The organism is Pseudomonas sp. RC10 (genome assembly GCF_038397775.1).
In the GTDB taxonomy this organism is placed as follows: domain Bacteria; phylum Pseudomonadota; class Gammaproteobacteria; order Pseudomonadales; family Pseudomonadaceae; genus Aquipseudomonas; species Aquipseudomonas bambusae.
On the sequence record NZ_CP151650.1, the window covers coordinates 1,700,195 to 1,719,924 of the forward strand.

Here is a 19,730-nt window from a genome sequence, read left to right on the forward strand (position 1 = left end):
GCTCAACGTTTTAGCCGGAGCTGCGGGGGGTGCGGCTCTTGCACTGATCCCGGGCAGCATTCCCGTGGAACCAATCCCGTTCTGCGTCGCCTGAATCAATAATCATCAGGAGGCGTGGCATGTGGCGCAGTGATCAGGCAAAGATTCCCCTTGTACCCTCCGCAGGCGGGCATCGGCCTCTGCGCATCGGCATTCTCACCCACATCAAATTTCCCATACGCCAGCCTTTTGCGGGCGGGCTGGAGGCGTTCACCCACGACGTGACCCTCGGTTTGCGTGCACGGGGCCATGCTGTAACCCTGTTCGCCAAAGGCGGCAGCGCGCCTGAGCTGGAGGCAGTGGCCGTTACGGATGAGGAGCAGTGCCGCCATCCCAGCCTGAGCAGCGCCTACGTCGCCGAGCATCATGCCTACCTGAAGGTGATGCAAAAGATCGACGATTACGGCTTCGACGTGATCTTCAACAACAGCCTGCATTACGTGCCGGTGACCATGGCGTCGTTGATTCGCACGCCGATGCTGACGGTCCTTCACACGCCGCCGTTTTTCGAAATGATCAATGCATTGAGTGGTGATCGCCAGACCGGTCGTTTCAGCACGATGTCGGCCGCGAATGCGCGCAGCTGGCGTGATGTGGTCTCGCAGTGCGCGCTGATCCCCAACGGCATCGATTTGCAACACTGGCGGCCTGCGGGCGTGGTGGGCGAGCACGCGCTGTGGTCGGGTCGATTGGTGCCTGACAAGGGCGCGCATTTGGCCATTGATGCGGCGCGTAAAGCCGGCATCCCTTTGCGACTGGCGGGGCAGCGGGTGGACGAGCGTTATTTCAAGGAGCAGATCGAGCCCCGGTTGGGGCCGGGTGTCGAGTACCTGGGCCACTTGCAGCGCACTGAACTGGCGCTCGAATTGGCGAGCGCTGCGGTGGCGCTGGTGACACCGTGCTGGGACGAGCCGTTCGGGCTGGTAGTCGCTGAGGCGCTGGCTTGCGGGACGCCGGTCGCTGCGTTCAATCGTGGCGCGATGGCTGATTTGATCAGCGACGAAGTGGGCTGTCTGGTGCCGCCCAATGACGTGGTCGCGCTGGCCGACGCCATGGTGGTTGCTCGCGGCAAATCGCGATCAGCCTGCCGGACACGGGCTGAGGCCTTGTGGAATCACGACCTGATGCTGGACCGCTACGAAGCCTTACTTGCCGAGGTGGCCGCGCACCATGCCTGAACCCCAAATCGGCTACTACGTCCACCATCATGGCGCGGGTCATGGCGTGCGGGCGGCGCGCATCGCAGAGGCGCTGAACGTGCCGGTGACGCTGATCGGCTCACAATTGCCTGTCGAGTTGCCCGCTGGCGTGCAGCGGTTGGACCTGCCAGGCGACACGGCGGAAGGCATGACGGTCGAACGCTTCGACGTGCTGCATTACGCCCCCTTGGCCGTCGACGGTGTGCGTGAGCGCATGGCAGTGCTCGCTCAGTGGTTTGCCGACAATTGGCCCTGCCTGCTGGTAGTGGATGTGTCAGTCGAAGTCGCGCTGTTTGCGCGGCTGTGTTCGGTCCCGGTCGTTTACATCCGTCAGCATGGTGCCCGAGACGACGCGGCGCACCGCCTGGCCTATGAAAGCGCGAGCGCGTTGTTGGCGCCTTATCCTGCGGCAATGGAAGCGCTCGATACGCCACATTGGGTGCGCGAGAAAACCACCTACAGCGGCTGGCTTTCGCGATTTGCGGGCAACCCTTCCACTTCCCCTGAGCGCGGCCAGGTGCTGATCATCACCGGGCACGGCGGCACCGGCTTGTCGGCGGCGCTGATCGAGGCCGTGGCGCGGCAATGTCCCGAGCGAGCGTTTCGAGTCGCGGGCGGTCTGAAGCCTGGCATGCTGCTCCCGAACCTGCATTGGCTCGGCCCCGTGCCTGATCCGCTGGAGGAAATGCGCAGCGCTGAAATCGTCATCGGCAGCGCCAGCGATAGCCTGGTGGGGGAGGCGGCGTCCCTCGGTTGCCGGTTTGTCGCCATTGCCGAAGACCGCCCGTTTGAAGAGCAACGGCATCAGGCCCGGCGCCTCAATGAATTGAAGGTGGCGATTGGGCTGGAACAGGGATGGCCGCCCGCAACGGATTGGCCCGACATGTTGAATGCAGCGCTCAAGCTTGATCCAGAACGCTGGCGCGATTGGGCAGATGCAGACGCTGCGGCACGTGCCGCCTGTTTCATTGAGCGCACCCTGGAACGGGTGATCAGAAGCCGAGGCGTTTAGGGTTCAGGGCCTGAGCCACCTGCTCAGCGGAGGGCATCTGAATAATCTCGACGCGTTCATCGTCCCAGCGCAGCAGGCCTTGATCCTGAAAGGCGCGCAACCAGCCTTCCATGGGCCAGACACCCCAGCAGCTGTAGAAGCGCCGCGCATTGGCGACGATATCCTTGAAGTGATTCAGCGGCGGGTCGTACGTCGGGTGGTATTGATGGAACGCTGTAGCCGGGTTGTCGAGCAGGGCCACACCTTCCTGGCGTGCCCGGAACGCGAAGTCGGTGTCTTCGCCGCCATAGCCCGTATAGCCCGCGTCGAAACCGCCAATGCGCCCGAACGTGCTGCCGTGGCAGGCGAAATTCAGCGACCAGAACAAGTGATAGGGAAGGGCGCTGCCTGGCCCCTCACGAAACTGCGCCAGCGGATGTTCGACGCCTCGCGCGTAAAGCGTCGCTTCATCCCAACCGGAGCGATTGGCGCCCTCGGGCAGGTAGCGCACCTGGCCCATGTGCAGCGCGTCGGGGGCGCGCTCCAGCCCATCCTGGTACTCAGCCACCAGGTCGTGTGCGGGAATGCAGTCCACGTCGAGAAAGACCCATGACGCTGCCGGGTCAATGGCCATCACGCTGTTGCGCGCCTTGGCCAATGGCAGGCCGCCGGGTTCATTCACCTGCAACGTGTGGATCGGAAACCGGTGACTGTTGAAGGCGCCGGGCGGCTCGTTCATGTGCACGATCCACAGGCCATCCGGGACGAGGCTGGACGATTCCAGACCCTCGATCAGATTCGCCAGATGGGTGCCTCGGCCGTGCACCAGCGTGATTACGTTCATGCGCACCTCTCAGGATCGACACGATACTGATCGCCGCTCACCCGCGCAGTTCAGTCATCCTCACGCGTTGCGTGCCGACAAATCCCGCTGTACCCGCCAGACAAGGTACGCAGCCACGACCGTGGTCGTTGAAAGGATGTAGCCGACCCAGTCGAAATGCTGCAATTTGCCGTCGCTGCCAATCAGGACGATGTGTCCGGCGAGCATCGAGGCAAAGCCTCCCGACAGCTGTTGAATGGCAGCGCTCACGGCGTTGAACGCGCCGCGATGAGAGGGATCGGGCACGCCAGCGACCATGGCCTGGAAGGGAATCAGCCTCGAAAAAATGCCCACGAACAGCACGGTGTTGACCACGATCACCCACGGCAATGGCACGTTGGAGAGGTGTGTGTAGATCGTCACCATGATGATGGTCAGTGCGCTGCCGACGTAGAACACGCGTAACTTGCCGAAGGCATCGGCGGCGCGGCCGATCAAGGGACCGGTGACGATGGTGCTCAAGCCCGTGAACAGATACACGAAGGGCAGGCTGGCGATGTCGATGCCCAGGTTGTTGACCGTGAAGGCGCTGCTGAACGGCATCAACATATAGCCGCCGGTGGTCAGCAGGGCGGTGGCGGCGAAGGCTGCCCAATGCTTGGGCGCGGCCAAGGTGTTGAACAGGTGACGAAAGGCGGTGTGTTCCTGGCGGATCGCGAGGTGATCGGTCACGGGGCGCATCGCCAGTTGAATCACCACGCCACCGGCCGCGCCCATTGCGGCCAACAGCAGGAAGGGCGCGTGCCAGCCCCAGTGGTTGGCGAGGTACAGGCCGACCGGTAGACCGAGGACCTGGCTGGCGGCGAACGCGGTTTGCAGCACTCCCATCACCCGGCCACGGGATTCGGGGGGAAACAGGTCGGCTGCAATCGCCAACACGGTCGAGCCGATCACCCCGGCGAAGATGCCCGTGACAATGCGCGCCAGCAGCAGGGTTTCGAAGCTGGCGGCCAAGCCGCACCAGAGCGTGCCGATGACGAATCCGGCGTAGAAAAACAGCAGCAGTTTCTTGCGGTCGAAGCGGTCAGCGAAGCCTGCGGTGACCAGCCCGGCCAACCCGGCGCTGAACGCGTAGGCGCTGACCACCATGCCGAACTGGCGAGCGGACATGCTCAGTGCGGGCAAAATCATCGCCCCCAGCGGAGCCATGAGCATGAAGTCGATGATGACGGCGAACTGCAGAGTCGCCAGCAGGCCAACCACGAATTTTTGATAACGACTGAACGGGGTCAAGACGGGAGTTGTGGAGGTCATCGATGGGCCTGGCACGGGAATGAGGACAGCAACGTGCACCATCATGGTAGAAAAGCGCCCAACAAAACACCCTTGCTGGCGCGCTTGACGATGTCGAGCCCAACGTTCTTCAGTCTGCGCGCTGCTCAGCTTCTGGCCGACACCTTCAAGAGCACGCGTGACAACTGATCGATTGAGTACGGTTTGTGCAGCAGTTCAAAACCCGCCGACCCATTCTGCGCCAGGACGTGGCTATAGCCGGAAGTCAGTACAACGGGAACATCCGGGAATTGCTCCCGCAGTTGATGGGCCAGTTCCATGCCGGTCATCCCCGGCATCACGACATCAGAAAACACGACATCGAACGCATCGGGAGCCGCTTGCAATGCCGCCAGCGCTTCTTGAGCACTGCGAGCCAGCGTCGGGACGTAGCCCAGCTCCGATAAGGCCTGGACCGCAAAGGTGCCGACATCAACGTTGTCCTCCACCACGAGAACGCGAGTGCCGTGCCCGTCTTCGAGTGCTGCATGGGGCAGCGCTTGCTCGGCGTTTCGATCCTGCGCGTCGACGCGGGGCAGGTAGAGGGTGAACGTCGTGCCTTTGCCCAGTTCGCTGACGACTGCTATTTCGCCGCCGGACTGTTTGGCGAACCCGAACACTTGACTGAGTCCCAACCCCGTGCCTTCACCCACGCCTTTGGTGGTGTAGAACGGCTCGAAGATCTGTTCCAGCTGAGTCGCGGGGATGCCGGAGCCGGTGTCAGTGATGGACACGGCGACGAAAGGCTGGTTGGACGCGGGATGAAGCCGGATGGCAGGCATGGATTCAACGGCGCGCACGGCGATGGAGAGCTTGCCTTCACCCTGCATGGCATCCCGTGCGTTGGCGACCATGTTGACCAGCGCGGTGTCGAATTGGCTGGGGTCGGCATCCACGAAACAGGGCGCATCGGTGAGTTCGATGAGCGTATCGATGCGAGCGCCCGTGAGCGTGTCCATCATGGCCGAGATCGCCCGGACGTTGTCACACGCACTGAACACTTCGGGCTGGAGCGCTTGCCGACGTGCGAACGCGAGGAGTTGCCCAGTCAGTTTCGCCGCACGGTCGACGGTTTCCGAAATGGCCGTCACGTAGCGCACTCTTCGTTCATCGGTAAGCGACGGTCGCATGAGCAGGTCAGTGGACGAGCGGATGACCGTCAGCAGGTTGTTGAAGTCATGGGCCACGCCGCCTGTCAGCTGCCCGACGGCTTCCATTTTCTGCGACTGGCGTAGCGCTTCTGCCTGTTCTTTTTCGGTGGTCACGTGTCGCCCAGCCGCGTAGACGCGACCGTCCTGAAAGGTCCCTGTCCAGCTGAACCACTTGTAGGTGCCGTCCTTGTGTCGCAATCGGAATTCGTACGGCGTGATCAGCGGCTTGTCGAAAATCCCGGTGAACGCCGCAAACGCCGCCAGGAGATCTTCGGGGTGGGTGTAGTCGGAGAACGTGGTGCCGACCAGCTCCCGCTCTGACCAGCCGAGTTGTTCGGTCCAGCGTGCGTTGACTTCGTCGAGCATGCCGTTGGGCGATGCGATGACCAGCAATTCTTGTGACAACCCCCACGCCCGGTCGCGTTCCCGTGTCCGCATCGCGAGGTTGGCGGCCTGGTCCTTTTCTGTCGTGATGTCGCGACCGCTGCAATAAATTTTCCCGTCTTCCAGCACGGCGACCCACGCGACCCAACGGTAACTGCCGTCGCGGTGCCGATAGCGGTTTTGAAAGCGTGAGACAGGGCGGCCTTTGATCGCTTGCGTAAAAACCGCTTGGCTGGCGCCGAGATCGTCCGGGTGTACGAATGACAGAAAAGCCGTCTTCAGTTCTTCAGGCGACCACCCCAGCGCAATGGTCCACGCGGGGTTCGACGCCTCGATCATGCCCTGTGCGTTGATCACGGACAGCAGGTCAGGGCTGAGCAGCCAGGTGCGGCTGCGTTCGGTAACGCGCTCGTTAACCTTGGTTTCCAACTGGGAATTGAGGTCACGCAGTTCGTCCTGGCTGAGCCGCAGTCGTTGATCCGCGCGATGCCGCTCGATGGCCAGCGCCGCCGTTTGGGCGATGACCGAAATGGCCGCGATGTCGCTAGGGGTCGGTGAGCGCGGCTCGGCGTAATAGACCGCAAACGTACCCAACACGACGCCGTCTGCCGCTTTGATGGGCATTGACCAGCAGGCCCGCAAACCGTGGGAGACCGCGATGTCGGCGTAGCCTTCCCACAGGGGGCTGGTGGCGATGTCATCGACATACACCGGCGTGCCCCGTGCTGCGGCAGTCCCGCAGGAACCGATCCCTTCGCCGATGGCAATGCCGTGAATCGCTTCGTTGTACGTGGTCGGCAGGCTTGGCGCCGCGCCGTGCAGCATGTACTGGCCATCTTCACTGAGAAACAGCACTGATGCCATCATGCCGGTGCTCTGTGACTCAACCGCCAGCAGGAGGTTGCTCAGCACGTCGGCGAGCGGGATACCTGACGCGATCTGGCCCAGGACCTTGCGCTCACGCTCGATCAGCGCAAAAGGCGAGTAAGTGCCTCCCTGAAGGCTCAGGTCGATGGAGGGCTTTGAGTCAGGTTGGTCAGACACGGTCTAGCGCTCGCGGCGTGGGGTTAACGTCTTGGATATCAGATGTCCGGGAAGATTCTACGTCACTGAGGGCTGCCGTGCTGTCCTTCCTAAGGGTTGCTTAGCCACCCTTGGCCATGCCTGCCTGATCGGCGATTTCATTCCACACGTGCATGGCCACGTAAGCCCGCCAGGGACGCCAGCCGTGGGAGTGTTTCAGTTGATCGGATTTACGGATCAACTCCGGCAGTCGGCGAGTGATGGCTTGCATCAATACCAGGTCAGTCGCTGGCCATGCGTCTGCATCCCGCCAGGCGCGCATGGCAACGTACTCAACCGTCCAGGGCCCAATGCCCGGCAAGTCGAGCAGTTGTTTGCGCAGCGTCTCGACATCCGGTTCGTCGTTGTCGATGTCGAGTTCGCCGTCGGCCACCACCCGGGCGAAGTTCTGCAGCGTTGCCACTCGCTTGGTGGGCATGCCGATCTTGTCCATATTCACCTCGGCCAGCGCACGCGGAGTGGGGAAATGCCAAGGCGTATGAGGGTGAACGGGCCCGCTTGCGGTGGTTCCGGCTCGCTCGACCAGTCGTCCGACAATGGTTGTCGCGGCCTTCACGCTGACCTGCTGGCCAACGATGGTGCGCACCACCAATTCGAATCCGGACCAGGCGCCAGGCACTCGCAAACCCGGCGCAGCCTCAAGCAGCGTGGCGAGCCACGGGTCCTGGCTCAAGCCCTCGCGGATGGCGTCCGGCTCTGCGTGCAAGTCGAACAGACGGGAGAGGCGTGGCGTCAGCGTGCCCAAGTGGCGGCTGGCTTCGCCATCGATGCGTACGATCAGAACGTTGCGGTGCGGGTCGCGACGCACGCTCAGCAGGCCGGTATCCCCGGCAATGTCGAGGGTCCGGTAATAAATGTCGTCCTGAACGGTTTCCACCCCGCCTGTGGCTCGACCGGAAAAAAAGCGAAGCATCCGCGTCCAGTCGAAGGGCGGTCTGAAGGCGAGCTCAAGCTCATCAGTAAGGATGCCAACGACGATCTTCATCACATGCTCTTGTGGGGGAAAGGGTCGGAGTGCACGACCTCAAACGCGAGAAAACAGCAGCTTCATCCCCGCCGCGCCATACACAAAGGCGAGTGTACCTTCGATCCATCGGCGAGCCTTGCGATAGCCGCGAACCATGGGGCCGGTGGAAAACGCGATGGCATAGCCGCAGAAAATGGTGACGCTCAGCACCGCGCAACCGGCGAGGATAATAGCGACCGTTGTCGACGATGCGTCTGGCCCCAAGCCCAGTGTCATCGTCGCCACCCAACCCAGCAGCGCTTTCGGGTTGGTGATGTGCATGAGCAGTCCGCGCTGGTAAAGCTTCGACGGAGGAAGGGAAGGACTCGCTGTTGCTACCCGGGCGAAACGCTCATCGGAGGTCAGCGCGGATCGAGCCGCCTTGATCGCCAGAAACAGCAGGTAAGCCCCACCTGCCACTTTGAGCAGCACGAGCGCTTGAGCGTATTGGGTCAGCAAGGCGGAAATCCCGGTGGCCGCCATCGTTCCCCAGAAAAACGACCCGCTGATCACGCCAGCCGCGAGCGCCAGTGCTGATCGCCTGCCTTGGTGCATGGCGACACCCATGATGCGCATGTTGCTCGGTCCGGGGCTGGCAGCGCCGACGATGTAGGCGGTGAACACCAGCAGGAAGTGATGAACGTCGGGTGACATGCGTACTCCTTTACGTTGTGGGCGGCCCGGGCTGTGAGTATCGGGCAAACAAAAGCGACGGCTTCTAGAGTGCCCGAGGCGGGTGGGCGCGAACAGATACAAATGTGAGGAGGCCACGCGTCGCCCTGTATTCCGAGGCGGGTGCGCGCCGTGTTTGAACGAGAGGCAGCCATTGGTCTAAATCGGCGAGCTATCGAGCTCCCTTACGGGCACTGGTAAGAAAATTGTCACCTGCGCCGATTACGGTGGACGCTCCCATCGTGCTGAGACAAAAACGTGGATAAATCAGCCATCCGTCCTGCCGTTTGCCGTATTTCTCGCACTGCGTTTTCTGCGCCTCAACAGATGACCACCCAACCATGACCGCCATTCAGTCTGCCGACTTCACTTTCGACGACAGGCGTGAGCACTCATCGCATGATCAGGTTCAGCCTGTGTTCAAGGGACAGCTCCCTGAGCGCGGCTCTCGGATGATCAAGCATGGAACCGTGGTTGTGGACCTGCCAGGGCCGACGTTGCGAACCGGCGCGATTGATCCGCCGCCCGCTGTTCTGCGCATTCGGCCGACGCGGGATGTGTTTGGCCGTGTGGTCATGCCCGCTCGCGTGTGGCTGCACGCCGGTGAGCACGCGGTGATTGCCGGGATCAAGGCGATCCAGCTGCCCCGCAAATGGCTGTCGAAGCTGGTGGCGGGCGACGTCATTGGGTTCAGCGATGCGCGGGAGTCAAAGCGGCGGATGCGCATTACCGAGGTGACCGAGACCGGCTGCTGGGCGGCGCTGGAAAAAACCGCCTACGTGGTGCCCGGCGTGACGCTGAACCTGAAGAAACGTGACGGCCGCAAGAAATCGGTGCGCGTTACGGATGTCACTCGCAAGTCCAGACAGCGCATCAAACTGAAGGAAGGCGACCTGCTAACGCTGACCCGGGACGTTCACAGCGGACGGCCTGCGGTGCTGGACCGATCAGGGAGCATCAAGACGCCCGCCACGATTGGTTGCACGTCGTCCTCGGTTTTCGAGACGGTGAAAACGGGCGATCCGATCGGGTTCGGCGAGGGCATCCTGGGCGGTGTCATTGAAACGGTCGAACCCGACGCGCTTCATGTGCGGATCACCCATGCCCCCGGAAGCGCCAGACTGGAGCGCGACATGCGCATCGACCTGACAAACCGCTGGTCTCGGTAGGCCCGGTCATCTGTCGAATTCATCCAACGTTCACTGGCGCAACGAAACAGAGCATCCATACTCAGCTGCCCCTTACTGACCTTCGTTGCGTTGTCCGGTTTTCTTCGAGGGCTGATGAACGACCTAGAGGAGATCTGTGCATGGTTATTGCGATCAAAAAGGCTGTGTGTGGTCCGGACTGGCTGGTGATGCTCAACGATTACGCCGTGAAGTTCCGCAGCATGGAAGAGGCGCAATCGTTCGTTGACCGGCTCAAAGCCAGAATCGAAGCGCCTCACGTCATACCGGTTTACTGATCAAGGCATCAGATCGCTTCGTCGCGATGACAGCCTGCCGATCAGACGTCTCAGAGAAGGGATGAAGGTTTGGTCACGAAAACCCGTTGGCCAGGCTTTCGTCCCCTCGCCCTTCATCCCGGATCGATTTAGCCTGCGGAAGTCGGGACGGGGGTGTTGAGCAATTGCTGCTCCCACAAGTACGCGATGCCGCTGCCCGCCGCGTGTTGCTGCAGCACACCCGTCAGGGCTGCGGCGGTTTCAAGCCGTGCCCAATCCCTTTGCCACTCCGCTGCCACCGCCAGCCACGTCATCATGTTCGCACCCGCCGCGATCATGCGTTGAATGGCGACCTGATGCGCCTCGACGGAAACAGCGCCTGACGCGTCCGTGACCACCGTCACGTCCCAGCCTTCGCCGAGCGCCTGAATCACCGGCATGGCCACGCAGATTTCAGTCCACAGCCCCGCGATGATCAATTGCTTGCGGCCAGTGGCTTTGACCGCGTCCACCACTTTCGGGTCTTCCCACGTGTTAATGAAGGTCCGGTCGATGACTTCCTGGCCGGGGAACACGTCGGTGATTTGCGGGAAGATGTAGCCGCCACGCTCAGCGATGACGCTGGTCAGAATGGTCGGCACATCGAAGGCTTTGGCGGCTTTCGCGAGTGCGGTCGCGTTATTGACCACCATTTGCGGCTCGTGGCTGTTGAGATTGGTAAGTTGGTACGGCTGATGGTCGATCAGCACCAGTACCGAATCTTCCGGACGGAGAAGTGAAGCGAGACCGTTACGAAAAGTCATTGCAGCATCCTTTGTCTTTATAAGCGGGATCAATCCCCCGTCAACGCGTGCTTGTGGCGACGCTGTTCAGGGAGCTGTACTGTGCTGTTCCAATACCTGAACCGGTAGTCGCGTCTGGTGATTAGCTGTGTCGCAGAAAGAGGAACGCTGAAGTGGATATCGAGGAACTTCAAACTTTTGTGGAAATCGCCGATGCGGGGGGCGTTTCGCCAGCGGCGATTCGGCTGGGCGTCTCCAAGTCCATCGTCAGTCGCCGCTTGATGCGGTTGGAAACGGAGCTGGGGGTGCAATTGCTGACGCGCTCCACCCGAGGCGCCGTGCTCACCGAAGCGGGGGCCACCTTTCGTGAACATGCCGCAAGGGTGTGTGCAGAAATGGATGTGGCCCGAGAGGCGCTCCTGCCTGCCGGCGACCTGCGTGGCCGGTTGCGCGTCGCGGCGCCGCTCTCCTTTGGCCCCACCCATTTCGCGCCGGTGCTGGCGGAAATGGCGCGGCGCCACCCGCAGCTGCATATCCAGACCTGCTACAGCGACCGGTTCGTCGACCTCATCGCCGAGGGCTACGACTGCGCGATCCGCGTCGGCTACCTGCCGGATTCCAGCTTGATCGCTCGGGGCATCGGCCCGATCAACGCCAAGCTGCTGGCGAGTCCGGGTTACGTCCAGGCCCACGGCGCTCCCGAAACGCCAGACCAACTCATCAATCACCAGGCCCTGATGACCGGCACTGAAACCTGGCACTTCATGGACGGCGATAAAGTCGTCACCGTTCGCCCGCAAGGACGGTTCAAAGCGGACAACGGTGTGGCGCTGGTGGCGGCGGCGGTCGCAGGCGTGGGGATCGCCTACCTGCCCGATTGCCTGACCTATGACAGCGTGATGTCCGGCGCATTGGTGCCGATCATGACCCGTTTCCCGCCTCCGCCAGCGGGCGCGTACATGGTCCGTCCGCCGGGTCAGCACCCTGCGCAGAAAATCCGCATTCTTACCGAGCTGCTGATCGAATACTTCGGCACGTCGCCGCACTTTGCGGGCACTGTGGCGCCCTGATGTTTTAGGACACGCCGGGCGCTTCGGCATGCAAACTCGACGCAGCCGAAGCACATCCCACACCTCGTTGGCCGTCGTTGCCAACACCCAATCCCATCGGGCGAACACGGCCCGCACAGCCCTATGGTGTTGACAGACATCTGCGCTGTCGCGAAGGCCTGCGCTGCACAAACACCCGAACACCGGCCCTCTCCCTACTGCCATAGCGTCTCCACACGACACCTCTGCATTCCTCCTCCCACCTCAGCTTGAGCACTGTCTTGCCGGAAAGTCGTGCGCGTCCGTTCGATTGATCTCAAAGCGTGAACCGGGCGCTGGCCTCGAACGAATTCGACAAAACGTTTCCGGGCGTTGCGCATTTTTTAATAGTTAATTATTGTATTAAAACATTAACTATCGCATAGAGATAAACATGTCAGACATTCTGCTTGAGATCCAAGGTGCTGTCGCGGTTATCACACTGAACAGGCCAGCCGTGCTCAACGCATGGACCACGCCTATGCGTAACGAAATCATCGCGGCGTTGAAACAGTACGAAGCTGATCCGGCGATCAAGGCACTGATCATGACCGGGGCAGGGGACCGGGCGTTTTCCGCCGGCCAGGACTTGTCCGAAGCCCATGATTTCAGTGGTGACCGTGCAGTGGAGTGGGTCGGCGAGTGGGAGCATTACTACGCGACACTGCGCGGGCTTTCGAAGCCGCTGGTCATTGCGCTCAACGGGACAGCGGCCGGTTCGGCGTTTCAGGTCGCGCTGCTTGGCGATATCCGAGTCGGACACCCGGATGTGCGCATGGGACAGCCTGAAATCAACTCCGGCATCCCAAGCACCACTGGCCCCTGGATCATGAACAGCATGCTAGGTATGTCCCGCACCATCGAACTGGTCTTGACCGGTCGTTTGATGAACGCCGAGGAGTGTCATCGCATCGGCCTGATTCATCATCTGGTGCCCGCTGCACAGGTGTTCGAAAAGGCCATGGAGATCGCACAGGAGTTGGCGGCCAAGCCACCGGTTGCGATGCGCCTGGACAAGCAGCGTTTCCGTGAAATGAGTGAGGAAGGTTTCAAGAGCTGTATCGAAGCGGGTCGTCGTCTGCAGAAAGAAGCCTACGACTCCGGCGAGCCAGCACGCATGATGGAAGCGTTTTTCAGCGCACGCGCCAACAAGAAGTGACCCCTGCTTGACCGGCCGCCAATCGATGGGTTGGCGCCGGGCTTCACCGCACCATGGATGACAGGAGCAAAGTACCTCTCTAACCAACTGCTTGACCTTTGCCCTGCCGACGTCCATCTACAAAAACGAATAATTCGTGCCGTAGGAGTCAGTCATGAGCAGTCCAGTTACCCCAAATCGTCGTCAGGTTCTCAAAGCCGGTGCCACCCTTGCGCTGGCGCTGGGTTTGCCGAGTGTCGTTCGCGCACAGGACAAACGCATCGTGGTCTCCGATCCGGGCGGTCCTTACACCATTGCGTACCGCAAGGCGTTTTACGATCCCTTCGAAAAAGCCACGGGCATCAAGGTGGTCAGTGTGGCTCGGGAGTCGCAGCCTGTCGCGCAGTTCGCGGCGATGGTCAAAACCCGCAACTACGTGTGGGACGCCACGATCCTGACCATTTCGGCCGATATTCCTTACCTGGAAACCGAAGGTTTCCTCGAACCCATCGGGCTGGACGCCAAGGACTACCCGGACATCATCCCCGAGGCCATCACCCCGAATTTTCTCGGTCTGGACGTCTACTCCACCGTGCTGGCCTTTCGCACTGACACGCTGGCCGAAGGCAAGCGGCCTCAATCCTGGGCCGATTTCTGGAATGTGGAGAAATTCCCGGGCCGTCGCTGCTTGCGTCGCAGCCCTCTGGACACCCTTGAGCAGGCGCTGCTGGCCGACGGGGTCGGGCTGGACGAGCTGTATCCGCTGGACGTGGATCGCGCATTCAAAAGCCTGGACAAGATCAAGCCGCACATCGACCTGTGGTGGACGTCCGGTGCACAGGCGATGCAGGCCATCCAGAGCGGGGAAGTCGACATGATTTCCACCTGGAACGGCCGCGCGCAAGCGGCAATTGAAAACGGCGCACCTGTTCAAGTGATCTGGAATCAGGGCCTGTATTCCATCGAAGGCTGGGCGATCCCCAAAGGCACGCCCCGTGCGGAGATGGCCAAGGAGTTCGTGCGCTTCTGCGCGGATGCCAAGCGACAGGCCGACTTCACCGACACCCTGGCCTATGGCCCTACCAACCGCAAAGCCTTCGATTCGATCCCTCCCGAGCGTGCCGCTTTTCTGCCGACCGCCGCGCAAAACCTCAAGAACATGCGCCTGCCCAGCCCGAGCTGGTGGGCAGAAAACCGCACGCAGGTGACTGAACGTTTCAACGCCTGGATCTTGTCGTAGGAGTGGCCGCATGACCGTCAAACTAGAAGCCCGCAGTCTGGGCAAAACCTACGGCCAGTTCGTGGCATTGCAACCGACCGACATTCAGGTCAAGGAGGGTGAGTTCCTGACGCTGCTGGGGCCTTCCGGCTCTGGCAAGACCACCTTGCTGCAGATGATTTCCGGGTTGGTCCTGCCCACCAGCGGCCAACTGCTGATCGATGGCAAAGACGCCACGCATACGGCGCCGGGCAAGCGCGGCATGGGGCTGGTGTTCCAGAGCTATGCGCTGTTTCCACACATGAGCGTGTGGGACAACGTCGCCTATGGGTTGCGCATGCGGCGGATGGGCAAAGCCGAGACCAAGACGGCCGTGGACGATGCGCTGGCCATGGTGCGCATGCAGGATTTCGCCCACCGATACCCCAACGAGCTGTCGGGGGGGCAGCAGCAGCGAATCGCCCTGGCTCGCTGTTTTGCGTATCGGCCTTCAGTGATTCTGCTGGATGAACCGCTCGGCGCACTGGACAAGAACCTGCGCGAACACATGCAGCTCGAAATTCGCCACATGCACAAAGAGCTCGGCGCGACCTTCATTTATGTCACCCACGACCAGGAAGAGGCGTTGACCCTTTCCGATCGTATTTGCCTGATGAATCGCGCCCGCATCGAACAGCTCGCAACGCCGCAAGAGCTTTATGATCGCCCGGCGACCCGTTTCGCCGCCGAGTTCATTGGCCATTCCAACGTGCTGAAAGTGCGTCGCGAAAACAGCCAACAGTTCGCCATTGAAGGCCGCTTGGTCGACCTCAGTGGTTGTGTGGGGCAAGAGATCGCGCAGTCGGTTGCCGATGACGCCTTCGTTCTGGTCCGACCTGAGTCCGCGCGCCTGACCGAACCCGCTCAGGGTTTGCTGGTGGGTTATGTGGACGAATGCGTGTTTCTGGGCAGCGACACACGGGCCTTGATTCGACTGCCCTCCGGCGCCCGGTTCAGTGTGCGCTGCGCTCGCCAGGTCAAGCCGTTGGTGGGGAATCAGGTGGGAATCACCTGGGACGCGGACCGAGCGACGTTGCTGGCCGCCGAGGCACGGTCATGAACCTGCGGCGCGGTATCTGGCCCGCCATTCCGGCTCTGTTATTTCTGTGTCTTTTTTTCCTGCTGCCCGTGGGCGACATGCTGATGGGGAGCTTCCAGAACGCAAACGGTGATGCGAGTCTGGAAAACTTTCAGCGCATTGCCTCCACACCCATTTATGGTCGCGTGCTGGGCATCACGTTCTGGATCTCAGCGTTGACGGCGCTGGTTGCGGTAGTGATGGCGTATCCCATCGCTTACCTTCTGACCCGTCTTTCGCCTTATGGGCGTGAGCGCTGGATGCTCTGGATCATGCTGCCGTTCTGGACCAGTTATCTGGTCAAGACCTACGCCTGGATGCTGCTGTTGTCTCGCAAGGGGCTGGTCACCACGCTGGCGGCCTCGGTCATCGACAACCCGTCAGGACTCGTCCCCGCGCTGTCCGGGGTCTTGATCGGCATGGTGCATTCCATGTTGCCACTGGCGGTGATTACCCTGTTGCCGATCATGCGCAGCATCGATCAGCGTTTGACGCCTGCCGCACAGACGCTGGGCGCCAGTCGTGCCATGGGTTTTTTCAGCATCTTCCTGCCGCTGTCGGCCCCCGGCATCGCGGCGGCTGCATTGTTGGTGTTCATCACCAGTCTCGGCTTTTTCATCGTGCCGGCCTTGTTGGGCTCGCCACGGGAAATGATGGTGGCGCAGTTGGTCATCTCTTCTGTACTGGACCTGTTCGACATGCGTTTCGCAGGTGCGCTTTCGGTGGTGTTGTTGGCGTGTTCGCTGGTGGTATTCCTGATCTACGACCGCGTCGCCGGGTTGTCTTCACTCGGGGGCGAAGCGCCAGAAGGCAAGCGTTCCGGGCGCGGCCTGCAAGTGCTGATCTGGCTGGGGCATCTCGCTGCGCGGTTCGGCAATGAGCGTGCGCGGGGAGGCGACAGCAAACTGCTGACAGGCTATAGCGTCCTGCTGGTCATGCTGCTGATTCTCCCGGTACTGATCGTGGTCCCGCTGGCGTTCACCAGCAGCCCGTTCATTGCTTTCCCGCCCAAAATGGGCAGCTTCAAATGGTTCGCGGAGTTCTTCACTTCGCCCGTCTGGCAGGCCGCGTTGTTGCGCTCATTCGGAGTCGGGATCGCCACGGCGCTGCTCGCGCTGGTGCTGGGCTTCGGTGGGACCATGGCGCTGACACGCCTTTCACCGGGGTGGCGCAAGGTGCTGTTCGTGCTGTTCATCGCGCCCTTGATCGTGCCGCGCATCGTCATCGCCCTTGGCTTGCTTTATCTGTTTTCGCGCATGGGCCTGGCGGGCAAGGACCTGGGTCTGGTGCTGGGGCATACGGTGCTGGCGCTGCCCTATGTGATCGTGACGTTGTCTGCGGCCTTCAAGCAGTACGACTGGCGCCTCGACGATGCCGCGCGGATGCTGGGGGCGAGCACCTTCACACGGTTGCGCACCGTCACCTTGCCCTTGATGTCGGCCAGCCTCGTGTCGGCGTTCCTGCTGGCGTTCATCACCTCGTTCGACGACCTGACAGTGGCCATCTTCGTGAGCGGGGGAATCAACACGACCCTGCCCAAACAGATGTGGGACAGCATTCAGTTGGCGCTGACCCCCACCCTCGCGGCCGCTTCGACGACGTTGCTGGTGTTTATCGTCTTTTTCGCCGTGGTCGCCCAATGGGTGTCGCGACGCTCCATCTCGAAACGCAAAGGGCTTTGAAGATGCATCCATATGCCGAGTTCTTCCCCCATCGAATCCCCGGTGATCAGTTGGATACCGCCCCTTTGATTCATGCCGGCCTGCTGGCAGACGATTCAGGTGTACGCCTGGCGTTCGAAGGCCGGTCGCTGACCACGGCCTCGTTGCGGCAGCGGGTGGCTTCGCTGCAGGCCGTATTGGCCGATATGGGCCTCGAGCCCGGTCAACGGGTCGCGGTGATGCTGACCAACAGCGACGAGCAGATTGTGCTGATTTATGCGCTGATCCTGTCCGGGCTGGTCTGGATTCCGATCAACACCAAACTGCGCGGCCCCGGCCTGGATTATCCGTTCGAACATGCCCGGCCGGATCTGGTGGTGGGGGATGCCGAATTCGAACCGTTGTTGCGCAAAGGCGCGGCGGGCGCGCTGCGGTATTGCTCGATCGATGCCCTGCATGACGCGGCGCACGCTTGGCCTGTGGCAACGCTGACGTTGACGCCCAGCGCCACCGATGCACCGCTGTGCTTGATCTACACCTCGGGCACCACCGGCGCGCCAAAGGGCGTGTTGTTCACCCACCGGATGATGCGCATCGCCAGCGAAGCGGTGTTGAAGGTGGCCGATGTGCAGGACGGTGATCGCCTGTTGTTGTGGGAACCGCTGTGCCACATCGGCGGGGCTCAGATGTTGCTGTTGCCGTTTCTGGCCGACGTCCGGTTGAGCGTCGTGCAGCGCTTTTCCGCCAGCCGATTCTGGGCTCAATGCATCGAGACGCAGGCGACACAACTGCACTATCTCGGGGGCATTCTCGACATTCTCATGCAGCAGGACGCCAGCCGTTGGCCTGTCAGGCACAGCCTGCGAACCTTGTGGGGCGCCGGTGTCAGCCGAGGGAACTGGGCGGCCATCGCCGAGCGCTTCAATTGCCCGCTGCGCGAGTGCTACGGAATGACCGAATGCTCCAGTTTCGCCACGCTCAACGCCACCAACAAGCCGGGATCGGTTGGCAAGGCGCTCCCGTGGTTACGCGTCGAACTGCTGGATGCAGAGGGTCAGCCTGTTCCGGTCGGGGCCTTAGGCGAGATGGTGTTGTCGAGCCCGGTTGAAGGGGTCTTTCTCCCCGGCTATCTGGATAACCCGCGTGCGACCGCAAGTGCCCTGCGTGACGGACGGCTGTACACCGGCGACATGGCCCGCTTCGATGCCGATGGCGATCTGTTTTTTGTCGGGCGTCAAACCGACAGCATGCGGGTCAGGGGAGAAAACGTGTCCGCCTGGGAAGTCGAGCGCGTGTTCAGCGCTCACCCGTCCATCCGAGCGTGCGCTGCCGTCGGCGTGAATTCGGAGGTCGGTGAACAGGAAATCCTGCTCTACGTGCAATTCGAAGAAGGCGCGCTGCCGGACATGGCGAGTCTGGCGGGGTGGGTGGACGAGCGGCTGGCAACCTATCAGCAACCCCGCTACTACAAGGCCATTGACCACTTTGAGCTGACGCCCAGTGAGCGGATCAAAAAACACCTGCTGGACCGGAACCTCGACGGGGTTTGGGATCGACGAGCGTAGTGCGTTTCTCCGCGGGAAGTGATCAGGCGGCGATCACTTCCCTCGTTGCGGCCAGCGCTTCGTTAAATATTTAGTGGATAGCAATAGAACATGTGGCCCGGTATGCGGATAATCGGGTTTTCAAATTGATGCTGCATATCTATGGCGAACCCAAAAGCTCCACGAAAATCTGCCGCGAGTGACCCCAAAGAGTCCTCTCTTTATGTTCAGTCGGTGGAAAAGGCCATGAAGGTGCTGATGGCCTTCAACGGCAGCCAGCGCCAGTTATCCCTATCGGACATCGCCAGCCTTACGGGCATGGACTTGAGCGCTACCCAACGCTTCACGCATACCCTGTCGACCCTGGGCTATCTCAACAAAGACACCGGCAAGAAATATGAGCTGTCCCCCAAGTTGCTGGATTTCACCTTCCAGTACCTGGTGTCCAGCGATCTGGTGAACCGGGCCGCGCCGTACCTGCAACAGCTCAGCAGTGAAACCGAAGAAGCCACCAACCTGACGGTCATCAACGATACGGACATTGTGTTTGTGTTGCGTATTGTCAGCCGTCACGTCTTCAACGCCAATGTCATCGTCGGCACCCGGCTCCCGGCGTGGTGCACGGCACCGGGCCTGGCCTTGCTCGCGACGTATCCGGACGATGAAGTGCACGATATCCTCGACCGCAGTCAGTTTCAGCAGTACACACCGGCCACAGTGACCGATGTCGGGCTGATCCGTGCGCACATCGATCGGGTGCGCGAAGAGCGCTTCGCCCACGTCGAAGACCAGTATTTCTACGGCGATATCTCTACAGCGGCAGCGGTCGTCGACAGCAATGGACGTGGCATCGGGGCGGTCAATATCGCGGTTTCCCGTTCGCGCTGGGATGAAAAGCGCGACATGCGTCGATACGCCGACCTGGTGATCTCCACCGCCTCTTCCATTTCGGGCAAGCGTCACAACTGAGCCGGCTCGGCCGAGGAGAGAAAGCAGCACGGGAAATACCCGTGCTGTGTCCGTTTGAGGTGCTCATCGCGCGCGGCCTATCGTTCGG

General features: G+C 61.4%; 17 protein-coding genes. 11 read left to right on the plus strand and 6 right to left on the minus strand.

Features of this window, described 5'->3' with window-relative positions; translation table 11 throughout:
- The first annotated feature begins 119 nt into the window (after positions 1-119).
- Both AAEO81_RS07765 and AAEO81_RS07770 read left to right on the plus strand, forming a co-directional pair.
- Complete coding sequence (locus AAEO81_RS07765) at positions 120-1,217, plus strand: glycosyltransferase family 4 protein (RefSeq protein ID WP_341962685.1); 1,098 nt, start codon at positions 120-122, stop codon at positions 1,215-1,217.
- Positions 1,210-2,250 carry a hypothetical protein gene (locus tag AAEO81_RS07770; protein ID WP_341962686.1) on the plus strand — a complete coding sequence of 347 codons (1,041 nt, stop codon included), beginning with the start codon at positions 1,210-1,212 and terminating at the stop codon, positions 2,248-2,250. The genes AAEO81_RS07765 and AAEO81_RS07770 overlap by 8 nt, the downstream gene beginning before the upstream one ends.
- Here the strand turns inward: AAEO81_RS07770 and AAEO81_RS07775 are convergent.
- From AAEO81_RS07775 to AAEO81_RS07795, 5 genes are all read right to left on the minus strand, one after another.
- Complete coding sequence (locus AAEO81_RS07775) at positions 2,231-3,073, minus strand: galactosyltransferase-related protein (protein WP_341962687.1); 843 nt, start codon at positions 3,071-3,073, stop codon at positions 2,231-2,233. The genes AAEO81_RS07770 and AAEO81_RS07775 overlap by 20 nt on opposite strands.
- Before the next feature lie 60 nt (positions 3,074-3,133).
- Positions 3,134-4,366, minus strand: a complete 1,233-nt coding sequence (locus AAEO81_RS07780) for an MFS transporter (protein ID WP_341962688.1) — start codon at positions 4,364-4,366, stop codon at positions 3,134-3,136.
- A 125-nt stretch (positions 4,367-4,491) separates the two neighbouring features.
- Complete coding sequence (locus AAEO81_RS07785) at positions 4,492-6,963, minus strand: PAS domain-containing protein (RefSeq protein ID WP_341962689.1); 2,472 nt, start codon at positions 6,961-6,963, stop codon at positions 4,492-4,494.
- A gap of 100 nt (positions 6,964-7,063) precedes the next feature.
- Positions 7,064-7,987 carry a DNA-3-methyladenine glycosylase gene (locus tag AAEO81_RS07790; RefSeq protein WP_341962691.1) on the minus strand — a complete coding sequence of 308 codons (924 nt, stop codon included), beginning with the start codon at positions 7,985-7,987 and terminating at the stop codon, positions 7,064-7,066.
- Between the two features lie 39 nt (positions 7,988-8,026).
- Entirely contained in the window at positions 8,027-8,662 is a 636-nt protein-coding gene (locus tag AAEO81_RS07795; protein ID WP_341962693.1) for a LysE family translocator, read from the minus strand.
- Positions 8,663-9,021: 359 nt separating this feature from the next.
- Between AAEO81_RS07795 and AAEO81_RS07800 the strand changes: the two genes are divergently transcribed.
- Both AAEO81_RS07800 and AAEO81_RS07805 read left to right on the plus strand, forming a co-directional pair.
- Positions 9,022-9,849 carry a hypothetical protein gene (locus tag AAEO81_RS07800; protein WP_341962694.1) on the plus strand — a complete coding sequence of 276 codons (828 nt, stop codon included), beginning with the start codon at positions 9,022-9,024 and terminating at the stop codon, positions 9,847-9,849.
- Positions 9,850-9,989: 140 nt separating this feature from the next.
- Entirely contained in the window at positions 9,990-10,145 is a 156-nt protein-coding gene (locus AAEO81_RS07805) for a hypothetical protein (protein ID WP_166596296.1), read from the plus strand.
- A 128-nt stretch (positions 10,146-10,273) separates the two neighbouring features.
- Here AAEO81_RS07805 and AAEO81_RS07810 read toward each other — a convergent pair whose 3' ends face one another.
- Positions 10,274-10,927 carry a hydrolase gene (locus AAEO81_RS07810; RefSeq protein WP_166596297.1) on the minus strand — a complete coding sequence of 218 codons (654 nt, stop codon included), beginning with the start codon at positions 10,925-10,927 and terminating at the stop codon, positions 10,274-10,276.
- A gap of 152 nt (positions 10,928-11,079) precedes the next feature.
- Here AAEO81_RS07810 and AAEO81_RS07815 point away from each other — a divergent pair, with 152 nt between their 5' ends.
- The 7 genes from AAEO81_RS07815 (at position 11,080) to AAEO81_RS07845 (ending at position 19,642) form a co-directional block, all read left to right on the plus strand.
- A complete protein-coding gene (locus tag AAEO81_RS07815; RefSeq protein WP_341962697.1) occupies positions 11,080-11,976 on the plus strand; it encodes a LysR family transcriptional regulator in 897 nt (298 codons plus the stop codon).
- A gap of 412 nt (positions 11,977-12,388) precedes the next feature.
- Positions 12,389-13,153: an enoyl-CoA hydratase/isomerase family protein gene (locus tag AAEO81_RS07820; protein WP_341962699.1), complete on the plus strand. Its 765-nt coding sequence runs from the start codon at positions 12,389-12,391 to the stop codon at positions 13,151-13,153.
- A gap of 154 nt (positions 13,154-13,307) precedes the next feature.
- Positions 13,308-14,372 carry an ABC transporter substrate-binding protein gene (locus AAEO81_RS07825; RefSeq protein WP_341962702.1) on the plus strand — a complete coding sequence of 355 codons (1,065 nt, stop codon included), beginning with the start codon at positions 13,308-13,310 and terminating at the stop codon, positions 14,370-14,372.
- A gap of 10 nt (positions 14,373-14,382) precedes the next feature.
- Positions 14,383-15,450, plus strand: coding sequence for an ABC transporter ATP-binding protein (locus AAEO81_RS07830; protein WP_341962704.1), 1,068 nt, complete (start codon positions 14,383-14,385; stop codon positions 15,448-15,450).
- The gene (locus AAEO81_RS07835; RefSeq protein ID WP_341962706.1) at positions 15,447-17,150 is read left to right on the plus strand and encodes an ABC transporter permease subunit; all 1,704 of its coding nucleotides are present in this window, start codon (positions 15,447-15,449) and stop codon (positions 17,148-17,150) included. The genes AAEO81_RS07830 and AAEO81_RS07835 overlap by 4 nt, the downstream gene beginning before the upstream one ends.
- Before the next feature lie 2 nt (positions 17,151-17,152).
- Positions 17,153-18,694 (plus strand): AMP-binding protein, encoded by a 1,542-nt coding sequence (locus AAEO81_RS07840; protein WP_341962708.1) that lies wholly within the window; start codon positions 17,153-17,155, stop codon positions 18,692-18,694.
- A 141-nt stretch (positions 18,695-18,835) separates the two neighbouring features.
- Positions 18,836-19,642, plus strand: a complete 807-nt coding sequence (locus AAEO81_RS07845; RefSeq protein WP_341962709.1) for an IclR family transcriptional regulator C-terminal domain-containing protein — start codon at positions 18,836-18,838, stop codon at positions 19,640-19,642.
- The last annotated feature ends 88 nt before the right edge of the window (positions 19,643-19,730 follow it).